Raw genomic sequence first — 15,997 nt, forward strand, 5'->3', positions numbered from 1 at the left:
GTAACGGTGGCGTCCGGCCCAGCCTACTGCGAGCAGCTTGTCAGCCCTAATCCGGTGAATACTGACGGTCTATTTTCCGCAACCCTTAGTTGGCCGCAGTCAGCATACGTCCGGTATGCCGCCCGCGCCGCCTTGGTTTGCGAAGAATAGCCTCGCCATTATTCTGCCGTTTTAGAGCTGACAAGCTACTATCCATGTTCAGCCTGCTGCTCATAGGTGTAATTTCAGCCGGTTCACCTGCCGGGTTCCACCATCCCCTGGCTCTCTGCGAGGCTCATTCAGCTTACTTTTCCCATTCATCACATATTGCGCATATATTTTACTATATATACTATACCCGAAGAAAACCGGGTTGTCAATTTTAGTCATCCAACCAATGTGCAAGGATCTATTTTAGCACTTTTTAAGCCGCATGCTAATTTTTTGTGGTATAATGATTAGCGAATCAAATCCTGGTACCGTGCGTCACTTAGAATTTGCGATTAGAGTGCGAGGATTTTTTTGTCCTGCGAGGCGGAGAAGCCGCGCATATCGGACATATGCAAGGCGCCGACAACGAAGCAGGGCGGAAAAAGACCGCAATCTAAGCCAAATTTTTAGGTGACGCACGGTACTAGTACCGTGACCGGTTTGAAAATTCAGGTTAGATTGACTGCACTACATTGAACTTATAAAGAATTTGTAAGGGGAGAAAGCCATGCAAGATAAAGACCATAAAAGCAAAGAAACCAACCGGCGCAAACCCAGGAAAGCCACACGCACAATTACAGTGCTGGCGGTTGTTGTCTTCCTGGTTATGCTGACCGGCGCCGGCCTGGGTTTTTTAACAGCCAGTATCCATACCATGCCCACTTTGCAAGGAGAAATACGTCCGGCTGTTTCATCACAGATTTTTGATGCCAACGGCAAACTGATAACGACAATCCATTCCGTGGAAAACCGGTTACCTGTATCACTCAATAAAATCCCTAAACACTTGCAAAATGCATTTATTTCGGCCGAGGACACCCGTTTTTATCAGCACAGCGGTGTTGATCCCCGGGGGATCTTGCGGGCAGTCTGGTCCAACCTCGCTGACAGAGGTATATCTGAAGGCGGCAGTACAATCACCCAGCAGCTAGCCAGAAATGCCCTGCTTTCACAGGAACAGACAATTAAGCGTAAAATCCAGGAAGCATTTTTGTCTTTGCAGATCGAACGCCAGTACAGCAAAAATGAGATATTAGAGATGTATATGAACCAAATTTATTTTGGTCAGGGGGCTTATGGGGTCCAAACCGCTGCGCAGATATATTTTGGCAAAAATGTTGAGGATCTGAATTTAGCCGAATGTGCAATGATTGCCGGGATCCCCAAAAGCCCTAACTATTATTCTCCCGCCAGCAATATGAAAGCCGCCAAAGAACGCCAGTCGATTGTACTCGACCAAATGGTTAAATATGGCTATATTGACGCAGCAACCGCGGCTAAAGCCCGAGCCACGGAGATTAAGCTGGCTACCCGTTCGGTTGCCAACATGTCAACTGCTTCCTATTTTACTGATTATATTATGCAGCAGCTCATTGATAAATATGGGGCTGACGCCGTTTATAAAGACGGCCTTAAGGTATATACAACCCTTGACCTGGAAATGCAGGCTGCTGCTGAGCAGGCCATGAACCAACTCCCTACCAAACGTACCGAAAACGGTATCAAACAGCCGCAGGGAGCCTTAGTGGCAATCGAGCCCCAGACCGGCCATATTAAAGCCATGGTCGGCGGGCGCGGCAATGACCAGTTTAACCGGGCGGTCTTAGCGGAACGCCAGCCTGGTTCTGCCTTTAAGCCCTTTGTGTATTTAGCAGCGATTGAAAGCGGTCTTACCACCGCCAGCATTATTGATGACAGTCCAATCAGCTTCGGCAGCTGGTCGCCGGTGAACTATGACCGAAAATTTCGCGGTCCTGTAACCCTGCGGTCCGCCCTGGAACAATCGCTCAATATTGTAACAGTAAAACTGGCACAACAAACAGGGATTGATAAAGCCTTATATTATGCGCAACAAATGGGTATTTCCACCCTGGTATTAAAAGGCAATACCAATGACCGCAATCTGGCTATGTCGCTCGGCGGTCTTACCCGTGGTGTTACGCCCCTGGAAATTACCAGTGCCTATGGCGTATTGGCCAATAATGGTATCCGGGTTGAACCGACAGCCATTATCAAAATTGTCGATCGCACTGGCAAAGTAATCGAACAGTCCACACCGAAAGAGAAAGTTGTTATCAATGAGCGCAGTGCCTATCTTCTTACCGATATGCTGCGGGGAGTAATGACCAGCGGCACAGGCACCGGTGCTTACTTTGGGCGGCCTGCCGCCGGGAAGACCGGCACGACCAGTGACTATAAAGATGCCTGGTTTGTGGGCTTTACCCCGGACTTAGTCGCCGCAGTCTGGATGGGTTGCGACAGTCCGGAATATTTAGGCGGTGTTACCGGCGGCACCATTCCTGCCAATATCTGGCGAAGTTTTATGCGTGATGTGGCTGCTAAGTATGTTGCCCGTGATTTCGTAAGGCCGGCGGGCATCGTCTCGGCCCGCATATCAGTCAAAGATGGCTTACTGCTTACTGATCCAACCAATCCGGATGGCCGCAATGAGATTTTTGTTGAAGGGACTCAGCCTAACAAGCTTTCAACAGCAACCGTAACCAAAGATGCTACGGACAATAAAGACGGCAAAGACAGCAACCCTGATGCCGGCGGCAGCAGCGGGGAGCCTGGCAGCGATGAGAAAGTACCGCCGCCGCCACCGCCGGTAAAGAGCGATACCAGTCCATTATCCCCCCTGGCACCGCCGCCCCCTCCTAAACCCAACGCACCGATAAAAAAGAATTAGTTCGCAAAAAAAAACACGCGTAAATTTTACGCGTGTTTTTTTCCTCTGTTGCATATACATTTAATAGAGGTTAGCAACTGCTAATTCCTTTGTCGTTGTCACAAAAACAAAGAAGTAAAATAATAATTATTATAATAATGATCCAGCTACCGCCAAACCCACCACCAAAACCTCCGCAACCGCCAAACCCACGTGCCATTATATTTCCTCCTCCCAATCTCCTGAAAATTTCTTTCTGTTCTTACCCTTAATATCTGAACCCTGTTTTTGGGGGTCACACGCTATTGCAGTGTGTTCCTCTGTAAGTAATGCTTATAGTGAAGTATCATCACTATCGAAAAAGAACAGTAACAGGATAATGATGATAATCCAGATACCACTGAAGCCATTGCGGCCAAATCCACCACGAGACATTAACACTACCTCCTCCTTAATCGTCTATTAACGAGGGCGAAGTACCGCCCGCCCTTCTACTTCAATATATACAGTTCGTGTAGGAAGTGTTACTGACCTCAACTGGCATTTAGCGCTAATTTTTATTTGTTTCAAATAGTCTTCTGATTTGTTTAGGGGCATCGGTTGCCACCTTCACCGACTGCATGGTGCTATTAATTACGTCGGTAACATTTCTAATTTTGTCTACCGTGGAAGTCATGGAGTCAATCCGCCTGTCCATAGAAAAGTTTTCCGAGGCCAGTGTTAATAGAATGACCATCAACTGAATGTTGAAGCTGGGGTTTTCCATTACTTTTCTAAAGAACGCAGCCGGTCCACGGGCAGCCGCTGTTTTTTTGGGTATTGTTGCCGGCAGGTTCTCCGGTTGTTCTGTAACATCCTGAGGCCCGGCTTGTTGCTCTTCTGCTTTAGCTGCTTTGCCTGCAGTAACGCCTGGATTCCGTGGATATTTCCGCACGCGCATATTCCCACCCACCCTCACATTGAACTTTTTTCTAATCCAATATATGAAAGATAAGAGTATTTGGTCTCTAAAAAAGTTTGGACACTCACAAAAAATGCGTAATTGAATAAATTGGATAAACAAAATACCTTATAAGCGAGAGCTTACTCCACTATTGCACCCGGAATTGGCAGTTAAATTAGTGGCAGTCAGCTATCGGATAAAAACAGAGGAGGTGCATAACCAATGTTTGAACAATTTGGCAATATCATGGAAATGGTTAAAAAAGTTCAGAGTAATGTTGATAATGTTCAGGAACAACTGAAACAAGAACGAATAGAGGTATCAAGTGGCGATGTTGTGAAAATTCTTGTAAACGGTCAGCAGGAGCTTATCTCTATCCAGTTGAATGCAAAATATCTTATGGCCGATAATACAGCCCTGTTACAGGACTTATTAACAGCTACCATTAATAACGCCTTGGCCAAATCACGCGAACTAAATCAGGAAGCAATGAGTAAGCTGGCCACAGATTTAAACCTGCCCAAAATTCCTGGCATATTTTAAGGAGGAGGTACTATGCCGAACGATACCGATAATCCAGGATCTTCATCGCTATTAGGTTCAATAACCCGGATGCTGGACGCTAATAGTAGTGCCGGGGCCGGTTCTGACAATTTAATTACAGTGTTGGCACTACTATGTTTATTCTCTATTGTTAATAAAAATAATAATGCCATCAGCCAGCCAGGCCTAAATCAACCGGCAGCTAATAGCAATCCGCTCCATAAACTACTGGGTGAATTGACAAAGGGCGGTGACGGGGGCGGTGGCGGTATCGGCGGCAGCGGTTTCTCGCCCGATACATTAATGTCACTATTACCGTTATTAAACAGCCCGCAGCTTAAATCCAAACTAAACCCCGGCACAATCAGCACCGTTCTCGGCTTGTTAAACAATCTGGGCGGCCTTGGCGGCCCGGCTCAAGACAAACCCAAAGCAGAGCCCAAGCCCGAGCCACAAAAACAACCCCGCGAATCTGAGCCTGCTCCCCCGGCGCCGGTTGCCGATCCGCAGTCGGTACCAGCACTTAAGCAGCAGCCAATACCCGCCCAGGAGGCAGAAGAGCCTGATGATCCGGACAGTAAAAATTTTGGCCGTTATTTAAACTGGAAAAACAACTTTTGAAAATAACAAAACCGGGGGTATTAACCCCCGGTTTTGTTATTTTTCTATATTAAATCAGTTTAGCAATCGTAGCGCCTGTGCCGCCTTCGTTAAGTTCCGCAATCTGGATACTTTTTATATGGGGGTGATTTTTCAGGTATGCCCCCACGCCTTTGCGCAAAGCCCCTGTCCCTTTGCCATGAATGATGAGCACCTCCGTTAAGCCTGACAGGATGGCATCATCAATATATTTATCGAGTACGTTTTCAGCCTCCTCAATGCTCATACCGCGAATATCAATTTGCCGGGCTGCGTTTGCAGCCCTGGGCATAAGGCTGCGTTTGGCAGCAGCCGGCCCCGGCGCTTTAACCGGTTCGGCCAGCACCCGGCAGGCTGATACCGGCACAGTAAATTTTAAAACACCAAGTTGTACCGTTACATCAGCGCCGCTTACTGCCAGCACTTCGCCTTTCTGTTTTAATGTTGCAACATAGACATTCATTCCCGGCGTTACCATCGCCGCCGATAATGCAGGCAGATCAGTCCGGTCCTCGACGGCAAACTGGTTAATCTCCGCACTGCTGGCCTTAAGCTTCCGTCGGCCAGTTTCAATGGCATTCTGCCGTTCCCGGCCGCTGCGCTCAGAAAACTGCTCCTTCAGTTCGGCAATTACTTCTTCCGCCGTCCGCCTGGCCTGGCGGATAACGCCGGCCGCTTCTTCCTGGGCCTTGGCTAACACTGCCGCCTTTTTTTCGGTAAGATTATTCTCTTTAGCAGCTAGTTTTTCTTTTGTTTTATTCAATTCCTGTTCCAGACGTTTTACTTCATCTAAACGGACGGTAAACAATTTCTTTTGTTCTTCCAGGGCCTGCAGCACGGTTTCAAAATCGGCGTGCTCTTTATTAATTAATTCCCTGGCGCGGGCAATAATTTCGGTCTCAAGCCCGAGACGGCGGCTAATTGCAAAGGCGTTACTGCTGCCAGGTATGCCGATCAGCAGCCGGTATGTGGGAGATAGGGTTTGTATGTCAAATTCTACACTGGCATTTTCAATTCCCGGTCTGGTGTAAGCAAAGGTTTTTAATTCACTATAATGTGTAGTCGCAATGGTTTTGGCCCCAAGTGTATGAATATATTCAAGGATTGCCATCGCCAGGGCCGCCCCTTCACTGGGGTCGGTACCGGCACCAATCTCATCAATAAGCACCAAATCGTTGGCCGATATTTTCTTTAGTATGTTAACCAAATTGGTCATATGGCCGGAGAAGGTACTCAAACTCTGTTCAATACTCTGCTCATCACCAATATCGGCAAAGATATTGCCAATCACCGGCATCTCCGAATCAGGCGCCGCCGGTACAAATAAACCGGCCTGGGTCATAAGGGCAAACAAGCCTACTGTTTTCAGGGTTACGGTTTTGCCGCCTGTGTTCGGTCCGGTAATAAGCAAGGTCGTAAAGTGCCGGCCAAGGTGGACATCAATGGGTACCACCTGTTCAGCAGCGATCAGCGGATGACGCGCCTGCACCAGCTTAATATATCCTTGATGGTTAATCACCGGTTCAATGGCCTGCATGTCAATACTCAGTTTCGCTTTGGCAAAAATAAAATCCAGCCGGGCTAAAACTGCAAGGTTAGCGGCAATGGCTGCCGCCACTTTGGCAATATGACCGGCTGCCACTGTTAAAATCCGTTCAATCTCGCTTTTTTCGGCAGCCATCAGCTGTTTTATATCATTGTTCAAATGGACAATGGCAATGGGTTCAATAAACAAGGTGGCACCACTGGCTGACTGGTCATGCACGATACCGGGAAAATTGCTGCGGAATTCCTGTTTTATCGGGATAACATACCGATCGCCGCGCATCGTGACTAACGCATCCTGAAAAAACTTCTGGTATTCACCTGACCGCAGAATACTATCCAGTCTTTCTTTTACCCGGCCCTGGGCCTGCTTTATCTCCCGGCGAAGCTTTAAAAGCTCGCTGCTGGCATCATCCCTGATTTGGCCTTGTTCGGTTACTGTTGCCTCTATCATTGTTTCAATATTTCTTAAGACCGTTATTTGGCCGGCGATCGAGTTTAGCAGCGGCGTTGCTACAGGCAGGTCGCCGAAAAAATTTTTCATACGCCTGGCCGCATACAGGGTACTGCCGATTGCCAATAATTCATGGGGTTCCAAAACAGCTCCAAGCTCCGCTCTTTTTATTGCCGCCCGCACATCGCGGATTCCTCCGAGCGGCACAGTGGGGATATTGTTCAGCAGCTCGCGGGCTTCGGCGGTTTCCGCCAGACGCCTTGCGACCGTATCGGCCTCACTCACAGGCACCAGACTCTCCGCCAGCTCCCGGCCCATAATTGAGCCGGTGCGTTCGGCCAGCATGTTCCGGATTTTATTATATTCCAACGTCGTTAACACGGATGCTTCCATGTAAATTCTCCTCTAACTTCTTATAATACGCCGCGAAAAAAGTGCCCCCGCGTAATATGCCCATGCTCAACACCGCTCACTTTATCCTGCAGCAGCAGTGGATGATTTTCTCCCTGGTCAAGGAGCTCACGGTACATTCGGGTTATATGTTCTATTTCCCTGACCGTATTATACTTGGCCTCAAACCGCAGCCGGCTTAAACCGGTTCGCATAAGCCGCGGCACATGGGGCAACATGGATAATTCCTTGGCATTAAGAACATGCATGCGGCAAAACTGGTCAGTAGTAATGGGAAACAACTCATTCATTCTGTCCTTTAGCCAGTATTGCCCCCGCAAACAAGCCTGCTTACATTGCCCGGCCGTATCGCCCAAAAAACTGCCAGGCAGGCAATATTCAGAAATCATCAGCGTTACATACCCATGCACCAGGCATTCGGTTGGGGCCAGCTTCCTGGCGGTAATTGCTTCCACCTGCGCAAAACTGAGTTCCGGTGAAAGTGTCAGGCTCGCTAAGCCCCGAGCGCTTAAATATCCTGCCGTAACACTGTTATATATATTCAACGGGTAATCGCCGTGCAACGGCGCATCCACAAGCTCCCGGAGCAGCTGGAGGGTACCGATATTACCGGCACTGACTGCATACGGCTTAAGCCGGTTAAACAAAACGGCACTGGCCTTCAGTTCGGCCAGTTGATTTTGATGTACTAAGCGCGGCGTATTAAAAATAATCTTACGGTTATGCCGGCGGGCATAATCTGCCGCATTATGATAATCTTCAGCAGATAATGCGTGTTTTCCCAAACATTCGCCGCCAAACATAACAATATCCGCGCCGTTATCAACCGCAGCCTGTAGCTTGTCCACGGCATCGACATTAACCACCAGTTCAGGTTTGTTAGCCCGTCCGGTTGTTTGCAGCGGCGGCAGCAGGGCGGCAATCGAGCTGCCGTTAGGAAGCGCAGGCCTGGCAAACCTGGCCAGGCCTGCCGCTTCCAGCTGTTCTATCGCCCGCCGCCTGGCGTCATTCATCTCACTGAGGGGGACCATTACTTCACCCTGCAGCTGGCACTCCAGCTGATTCAGACGAAAAACAGTGGTGCCCAGCCGCTCCATCTGTTTAGCCACGCTCGCCGGTGTGAGCGGTCTTTTCCGGGCTTTTTCGGCAATGAAAACCGTTGCCGCCCGGCCGCTGAAGCCGTCGGCGTCCCGCACCGTTATAACCATTGGCTTGCCTTCTTCAGCCGCTACAACAATATCCACCGGAATACGCCGCACAGCCTCCGCCCGGCTAAAATACGTCCTGGCCCGTTCCATCAGTTTGGCATCAAATACCTTAAATACCCGGTCATTGTCACGAACAGGCGAACTTACCGGAATCGACACCGCCGTATTGGCCGGAGCCTCAGTCACCGCAGCACCATTGACCGTCATCGTCTGCACCGTAACATTGACCCGCCCGCCGACTTTAACCCAAAACTCAATAATATCGCCAACGGCGAGCGGCTCATCCAGTTTGATAACAGTAATTTTGCCGGCCGCCTGATAGCTAAGCACCCGGCCGACCCGGACACCGCGGTTGTTGGGACGCCGGTCACTCATCATATTCCGGCCGTTTTTGCCATAGAGATGAGCGGTGGTAAAATCCCGGTTAAAGATCTGGGCTAAATCCTTGCGGTCTTGCGTGCTGACAACATAGTTATTCCTGTCTGCCAGATAGCTGTCAAGCGCCCGGCGGTAAGCGTCGACCACTACGGCAACATATTCAGGACGCTTCATCCGTCCCTCGATTTTAAAAGAAGTCACCCCGGCCTGCATGAGATCAGGAAGTACTTCGATGGTATTGAAATCCTTCGGACTCAGTAGATACTCCCCGGCACCGGCCGCCTGTAAAAGATCGTTGCCGTCGGCGCCGACAAGGGTATAAGGCAGCCGGCAAGGCTGGGCACAGCGGCCACGGTTGCCGCTGCGGCCGCCAATCATGCTGCTCATCAGGCATTGTCCTGAATAGGAGATACACAGGGCTCCATGGATAAAAGTCTCGATCGCCACAGAGGAATTTTTACATATGTACTCAATATCTGTCAGGGTCAGCTCCCTGGCTAATACCACTCTGGTAAACCCCATGGCGGCTAAGAATTGAACCCCTGCTAAATTATGAACCGTCATCTGCGTACTGGCATGCAGGGGCAAAGCCGGTACGATATCTCTGGCGATGACAGCCACGCCCAAATCCTGGACGATAATCGCATCTACGCCAAGCTGATATAAATGCCGCAAATAATCAGCCAAAGCCGGTAATTCACTGTCATCAGTCAGGGTATTGACCGTAATATACACCATAACGCCACGCATATGCGCAAACCGTACGGCTGCCGCCAATTCTTCATCCGTAAAATTAGGGGCATAGTGTCTGGCGCCAAACATTTTACCGCCCAGGTAAACGGCATCGGCGCCGCTTTCCACGGCCGCCGCCAGGGCTTCTTTAGAACCTACAGGCGCAAGTAATTCAATCACATGGATCATCCTTTCCTAAAACCGCTGCTATGGCCGGGGCAATACCGGTTAAATCAGTGATTGCGCCCACTGCTGCCTGCGCCTGACAGCCCAGGGCAATAAGCGGAACCTTATTTAACGTATGGGTTTTTATACTCATATCCTCAAAATTGCCATGGTCACTTGTTATTATGAGCAGCGTAGCAGCCGGCAGCTGTTCATAAACGGCGCCAATAAAAGCATCCAGCAGTGCCAGAATGGCGGCCGCAGCCTGCCAGTCCTGCTTATGGCCAGCCCTGTCAGTCTGAAAATATTCAAAAATAGTGAAGGAATATTTCCTGGAAATATTAACCAGATTTCCGGCGGCCTGGCTGGGACTCAACACTGGCAAACCATGTACTCCCCACTCGGGAAGAGCGGCATTGGTAATATCCTGGTACACGGCTTCATTGCTATGCATTTCCGGCAAAGACCTAAGCCGCATGCCGGTACTCAGAGCCGCCAGGGTGATCGCCGAATGGCGGCGCTTGCGGTTAGCCACCAGTTCAAAATAATTCGGTGTATACATATTGGCAGAGGTTGCCGGCAAGCCGGCTTGGGCAAGCCGGCGCATAATGTTGTTTTCAGTAATAATACCGGCAAGCTGAGGCCCCGGGAAAGCCTGTAGATGCCGCCCCATGGCCCTGGCCGTATTCAGACCGGTAAGAATAGCGGCCTGCCCGGTTGCGCTTTGCGGTAATCCGGGTACCCCCAGCGTAGCATCAAGAGGCACAATACAACGCTCCGGAGCTAATGTGAATGCCATTTCTGCAGTCAGTGGCCGGCCAAACAATTTCTCCATAGTAGGCAGCCCAAAGCGGACAATTGGATTAATCCCGGGATTAGTGCTGCCTAAACCAAACCCGTCAATAAATAATAATACTACCCGCATCGCCAGTTAACCTTTCTCTCAGGATAAGAAAGAAGAAGGGGCATCCCTTCCTCTCTTTAATGCTGCTCGTTTTCCTGACTGGCCGGTTTTTCCCGGCTGCCGGCTTTTTGCTTTTCCTGTTCCCGCAAATGGGCGGCAAGATATTGAACATCATCCATAAAAGCCTCAAACTTGGTCAATTTTTCACCGGCCAGGCTGAGTGGATTGTTGTACAAATTTCTAATATAGTCTTCAAATTCTTTTTTGGTGAGGGGATCATTTTCCGGTGTGCGCAGCATGGTAAACTCCCCGCAGCTTTCCAGGCGAGCCACTTCAATCGTGCCTAAATCAGATAAATCCAGGCCTTTTTTATGCAGCTCCTGCCGCAGATCATCGTAGTTAAAATGGATTTTGGTAAAATTCTCTTCGATCAGGCGCCCATCCTTGACCAGCGTTACCGGTGTACCCTCAAACCATTTGCGCAAAGTGTTGTTCTTCAAGGCCAAATAGCCTAAAACCTGTTGTAGCAGCAGTAATGCCACCAGCGCCTCAACCCCGGCAAATAAAGTGGGATTTTGATCCATTGTCCCCGCCACAATCACGTCGCCAATACCAACCATGATAACAAAATCAAATGGTGATAACTGGCCAACCGTGCGGTTGCCCATCATTCTTACTACAATCAGGGCCAGCGCACAGAGGATCATTAAGCGAAAAGCGACCTGCCCAATTGAACCGCTATCAAACACGGTACCACTCCTTTTCTGTCAGTATTATTAACATGACATCCAAGTGTTATACCGCATTCGGTATACAAAAGCCGGCTATTTGTCCTCTTTAATCAGTTCAAGGAGCTCCAGATAGTCCTGCTCCAGCCGCAAAAACTCATCAGCAATATTTAATGCGGTCAAAACAGCTATTTTGGCCGGCGACAGCCTGAGATTCACTTTTGCCGTTTTTTTCATGCGTTCATCCAGCATAACTGCTAAGCGCCTGATTCGTGCTTCTTCTAAATTACCTTTTAGAGCATAGCTTTCGCCGTATATCTCGACGGTAACTTTATTTTTAATTTCTGACATACTCCACCTGAAATAATAATATTTATTGAGACTATACTTCTAGCATCTAAAAACTAATTCCTGCTAGAAAAAATAAAAAGGCGGGATAACCCGCCCGGGGTAACCGGCAATTATTCTTTACCGGCCACTTCCGCCTTATTTAAAACACTATGATGATAACTGTAAACGAAATAGACAACAAAACCAATCGCTGACCAAATCCCAAACCGTATCCAGGTTTCTGCCGGTAAATTGGCCATTAAGTACCCGCAGGACAGTACTGCCAACGGGGCAATAACCTTTACGGCCGGACATTTAAAAGAGCGGGGAATATCAGGTCTGGTATAACGAAGCACCAGTACACCAATCGCGGCCACAACAAAGGCAAACAAGGTACCGATATTGGTGAGTTCGGCAATAATACCGATAGGGGTAAAGCCGGCGATGAGGGCCACGGCAATACCGGCAGCCATTGTAATAATATGAGGTGTACCATAGCGGGGATGTACTTTACAGATGCGGGCAGGAATCAGACCGTCCCGGGACATGGCAAAAAATATCCGTGTTTGTCCATACATCAAAACCAGCAACACAGTCGTTATACCGGCTATTGCCCCGGTCCCCACCAGTGCGGAGCCAAAATTATACCCAATGGCCCGAAGGGCATAAGCGACAGGTTCGGCATTATTTAACTGCTGATAAGGTACCACACCGGTCAGAACACCGGCCACAACAATATAGAGGATTGTGCATATCACCAGCGAGCCAATAATACCTGCCGGCAAATCCCGTTTGGGATTCCGGCATTCTTCAGCAGCAGTGGCTACCGCATCAAAACCGATATAAGCAAAAAAGATAATTGCCGCCCCGGCGGCTACCCCGGAAAATCCATAAGGCATCAGCGGCGACCAGTTAGCAGGGTTTACCTTGGGACCGGCCAGGGCCAGAAAAATAAACACAGCGGCCAGCTTTATCACTACCAGGACTTTATTCAGCGTAACACTCTCCTTAGTACCACGCACCAGTAACACACTTAACAGCAGGGCAATCAGCATCGCCGGCAGATTGACGAGTCCGCCGTCGGCCGGTACGGCCGTAAATGCTTTAGGTAATTCAATACCACCGGACTTCAGCAGGCCTACCATATAACCGGACCAGCCGGCGGCTACAGCGCTTGAACCTACAGAATATTCCAAAATTAAATTCCAGCCAACAATCCAGGCAACGATTTCACCCAAGGCAGCATAGCTGTAAGTGTAGGCACTGCCGGCAATCGGCACCATAGCCGCAAGTTCGGCATACGCCAAAGCGGCAAACGCACAGGCTAAACCAGAAATAACAAAAGACAGCATAATGCCCGGTCCGGCGTAATTAGCCGCAGCTACACCGGTTAAAACAAAAATACCGGTGCCGATAATACAGCCAATACCCAAAAGAATCAGATCGGTGGCACCAAGACTCTTTTTTAACCCCTGCTGTTCTGCCCCTTCCTTAAGCTTATCAATACATTTTGTACGAAAAAAATTCATAGATTCACCTCTTTGCTATTTTTCCTCCTAAAAAAAACCAGATCTGTCTCTTAGAGACAGATCTGGTTTCCAGTAAATATCCAGTCAACACAGACATTTACCTATTATGTCCATCCCGGTTAACAGTTTAGCATAAACGGGAGGCGAGGTAAAGGTTTTTTTGTTTTTATCAAAGAGACATTTTCCGGTCTAATCCCGGAGTCTTGCCCCCAATGTCTTTTCCAAATATACAATGGTATTTTTATAATACTCATCGATTTCAGCATCGGTCAGTGTCCTGTCATGAGCCCGGAAAGTCAGCGAAAAGGCCAGGCTGCGCGAGCCTGCTGTCACTTGCTGTCCGGTATATACATCAAACAGCTGCACAGCACTTAACAAGGGCCCGGCAGTGTCCAGAATAGCCTGGGTTACGGCCTCAGCCGGGATTTTCTCAGGCAGCACAAGGGCCAGATCGCGGATAATTGCCGGGAATTTGGGCAAAGCCTGATAACCGGGGGTAGTGGCCGTATGTTTAATAAGAGCCGCCACGTACAATTCAAACAGATACACCTTCCGGTTAATTTCATACGCGTTAAGAACTTCCGGATGGACTTCACCCACATACCCCAGCACATCGCCGTCTTTTTTTATCATGGCTGTTTTGCCGGGATGCAGGGAAGGGGTTACGGCCGCTTCCACACTATACCCGTCAATTTTCAAGCCCGCAAGCACAGCCTCGACACTGCCTTTGGCATCATAAAAATCGACCATATCCCGTGGCTGATTCCAGGCGCTGGCATGACGTTTGCCGATCATGGCCCCGCATAACATAAGCGGTTCCTGCGGCAGCTCTCTGAGTGGCAGTGCTGCCGGCAGATATACGGCGCCAATCTCATAGATCCTACAATCTTCATTTTTCCGGGCAAGATTACGCACGATTGTATCCATCACACCGCCCAGCAGGGTGGTACGCAAAATAGGAAAATCGTCAGTAATGGGATTAAGGACCTCTATGGCTGCGCGCAGCGGACTGTCGGCCGGAATATTAAGCTTATCAAAAACCCCGGGATGAGTAAAACTAAGCGAAATAATCTCGGCAAAGCCGCTGCCGGTCAGGATGTCTTTCATCTTATCGACAATGCTCTGGGAATGGCTCTGCTTCCCTTGGACCATACTGCCGGCTGGGGTGGTGGAAGGTACATTGTTATAACCATAGATCCGGACAATTTCTTCGCAAAGATCGGCCGGCAGTGTAACATCGCTGCGCCAGGTAGGTACTGTTACGGTAATCTTTTCTTCACCGGCATCAGGACTGAAGCCTAACCGGCGTAGTATAGCTTTCATCGTGCTGCCGGGAATGTCCGTACCCAAATACTTATTAATTTGTGCCGGCGTAAAAACAATCTGTTTCGGCAGCTGCATGTCAGGGTAAACATCAACAATGCCCGGACATACCTTGCAGGCCCCCATATCTTCGAGTAATTTGGCGGCCCGGTCCAGCGCTTTGATAATATTAGCGGTATCCACACCCCGCTCAAACCGGCCTGACGCCTCGGAGCGGAGCCCAAGGGCGCGTGAGGTCCTGCGAATACTGACGCCTTTAAAAGCAGCGGCTTCCAATAATATGTTTTGTGTAGTTGCCGTTACCTCAGTAGCCAGTCCGCCCATAACCCCGGCAATACCTACCGCCTGAACGGCATCGGCAATTACCAGCATATCCGGTGCGAGTTCCCGTTTAACACCGTCTAAAGTAGTCAGTTTTTCACCCGGATTGGCTTGCCGGACAACCAAGCTGTGACGGGCCAGCAGGTTATAGTCATAAGCATGCATGGGCTGGCCTAATTCCAGCATAACAAAGTTGGTTACATCGACAACATTATTAATTGGGCGCATCCCGGCGGCCTGGATACGATGCTGCAGCCAGGACGGCGAAGGACCCACCTTAATGTTTGTCAAAACCCGGGCCGCAAACCTTGGGCAAAGGCCGGAGTCGTCGATCCGGATATTTGTTAAACTGTTAGCCTTCTCTGTTCCTGCTTCTTTTAAGTTAAGCATCGGTTTCTTTAAAGAGGCCCCGGTTAATACTGCAATCTCACGGGCGATGCCGATGACGCTGAAACAGTCAGCCCGGTTGGCTGTGATTTCGAATTCCAGGACGACATCATCAAGCCCCAGGGCCGCGCGGATATCCATACCAACAGCAGTATCGGCCGGCAGGATATAAATCCCTTTCCGGGCCTCCGGTGATACCAGTTTGCTATCAATATTGAGTTCTTCCGTTGAGCATAACATCCCGTTAGACAGGATGCCCCGCAAGGTCGTGGGCTGAATGTTCATCCCGTTAGGCAGCAGGGCACCAACGGTGGCTACAGGCACAATCGCTCCCGGCCGGACATTGGTTGCCCCGGTAACAATAGTAAGCACCTCTGTGCCGATATCAATCTTGCACACCGACAGTTTATCCGCATCCGGATGGGGGCTAAGCTCCATTACCTTACCGGTAACCACACCGGTAATATTCTGCCCCAGGGGTTCCACCGCCGCCACCGAAATTCCGGCCATTGTCAGCATATCGGCAAGTTTTTCCGGGGTTTCATTTATTTCAACATAATCTTGCAGCCATTTAAATGACGCTCTCATAACTTTCCCCCT

The 15,997-nt window shown here is 49.4% G+C and carries 12 protein-coding genes and 1 other annotated feature (1 of these 13 only partly in view); of the genes, 3 read left to right on the forward strand and 9 right to left on the reverse strand.

What is annotated here, in order from left to right; translation table 11 throughout:
- Positions 1–309: a binding site (T-box leader), on the reverse strand; it reaches 87 nt to the left of the window's first position.
- Positions 310–697: 388 nt separating this feature from the next.
- A complete protein-coding gene (locus SPTER_RS10870) occupies positions 698–2,878 on the forward strand; it encodes a transglycosylase domain-containing protein (protein WP_144350432.1) in 2,181 nt (726 codons plus the stop codon).
- A 70-nt stretch (positions 2,879–2,948) separates the two neighbouring features.
- Here SPTER_RS10870 and SPTER_RS25650 read toward each other — a convergent pair whose 3' ends face one another.
- Together SPTER_RS25650 and SPTER_RS10875 are read right to left on the reverse strand one after the other, a co-directional pair.
- The gene (locus tag SPTER_RS25650; RefSeq protein WP_281289521.1) at positions 2,949–3,077 is read right to left on the reverse strand and encodes a hypothetical protein; all 129 of its coding nucleotides are present in this window, start codon (positions 3,075–3,077) and stop codon (positions 2,949–2,951) included.
- A 330-nt stretch (positions 3,078–3,407) separates the two neighbouring features.
- Positions 3,408–3,797, reverse strand: a complete 390-nt coding sequence (locus SPTER_RS10875; RefSeq protein WP_144350433.1) for a hypothetical protein — start codon at positions 3,795–3,797, stop codon at positions 3,408–3,410.
- Positions 3,798–4,022: 225 nt separating this feature from the next.
- Here SPTER_RS10875 and SPTER_RS10880 point away from each other — a divergent pair, with 225 nt between their 5' ends.
- Positions 4,023–4,343, forward strand: coding sequence for a YbaB/EbfC family nucleoid-associated protein (locus SPTER_RS10880; RefSeq protein WP_144350434.1), 321 nt, complete (start codon positions 4,023–4,025; stop codon positions 4,341–4,343).
- Between the two features lie 12 nt (positions 4,344–4,355).
- Positions 4,356–4,964, forward strand: a complete 609-nt coding sequence (locus SPTER_RS10885) for a hypothetical protein (RefSeq protein WP_144350435.1) — start codon at positions 4,356–4,358, stop codon at positions 4,962–4,964.
- Positions 4,965–5,013: 49 nt separating this feature from the next.
- Here the strand turns inward: SPTER_RS10885 and SPTER_RS10890 are convergent, their stop codons facing one another.
- The 7 genes from SPTER_RS10890 to pheT form a co-directional block, all read right to left on the reverse strand.
- Entirely contained in the window at positions 5,014–7,374 is a 2,361-nt protein-coding gene (locus tag SPTER_RS10890; protein ID WP_144350436.1) for an endonuclease MutS2, read from the reverse strand.
- Between the two features lie 20 nt (positions 7,375–7,394).
- Entirely contained in the window at positions 7,395–9,890 is a 2,496-nt protein-coding gene (locus tag SPTER_RS10895) for a U32 family peptidase (protein WP_144350437.1), read from the reverse strand.
- The gene (locus SPTER_RS10900) at positions 9,883–10,800 is read right to left on the reverse strand and encodes an alkaline phosphatase family protein (RefSeq protein ID WP_144350438.1); all 918 of its coding nucleotides are present in this window, start codon (positions 10,798–10,800) and stop codon (positions 9,883–9,885) included. The genes SPTER_RS10895 and SPTER_RS10900 overlap by 8 nt, the downstream gene beginning before the upstream one ends.
- 56 nt (positions 10,801–10,856) lie before the next feature.
- Entirely contained in the window at positions 10,857–11,528 is a 672-nt protein-coding gene (locus SPTER_RS10905) for a DUF421 domain-containing protein (RefSeq protein WP_144350439.1), read from the reverse strand.
- A gap of 75 nt (positions 11,529–11,603) precedes the next feature.
- Entirely contained in the window at positions 11,604–11,858 is a 255-nt protein-coding gene (locus SPTER_RS10910) for a cell division protein ZapA (RefSeq protein WP_144350440.1), read from the reverse strand.
- 110 nt (positions 11,859–11,968) lie between these two features.
- Positions 11,969–13,366, reverse strand: coding sequence for an amino acid permease (locus SPTER_RS10915; RefSeq protein WP_144350441.1), 1,398 nt, complete (start codon positions 13,364–13,366; stop codon positions 11,969–11,971).
- Positions 13,367–13,555: 189 nt separating this feature from the next.
- Entirely contained in the window at positions 13,556–15,985 is a 2,430-nt protein-coding gene (pheT, locus tag SPTER_RS10920) for a phenylalanine--tRNA ligase subunit beta (RefSeq protein WP_144350442.1), read from the reverse strand.
- Between the last annotated feature and the right edge of the window lie 12 nt (positions 15,986–15,997).

This window comes from Sporomusa termitida (assembly GCF_007641255.1).
Taxonomy (GTDB): domain Bacteria; phylum Bacillota; class Negativicutes; order Sporomusales; family Sporomusaceae; genus Sporomusa; species Sporomusa termitida.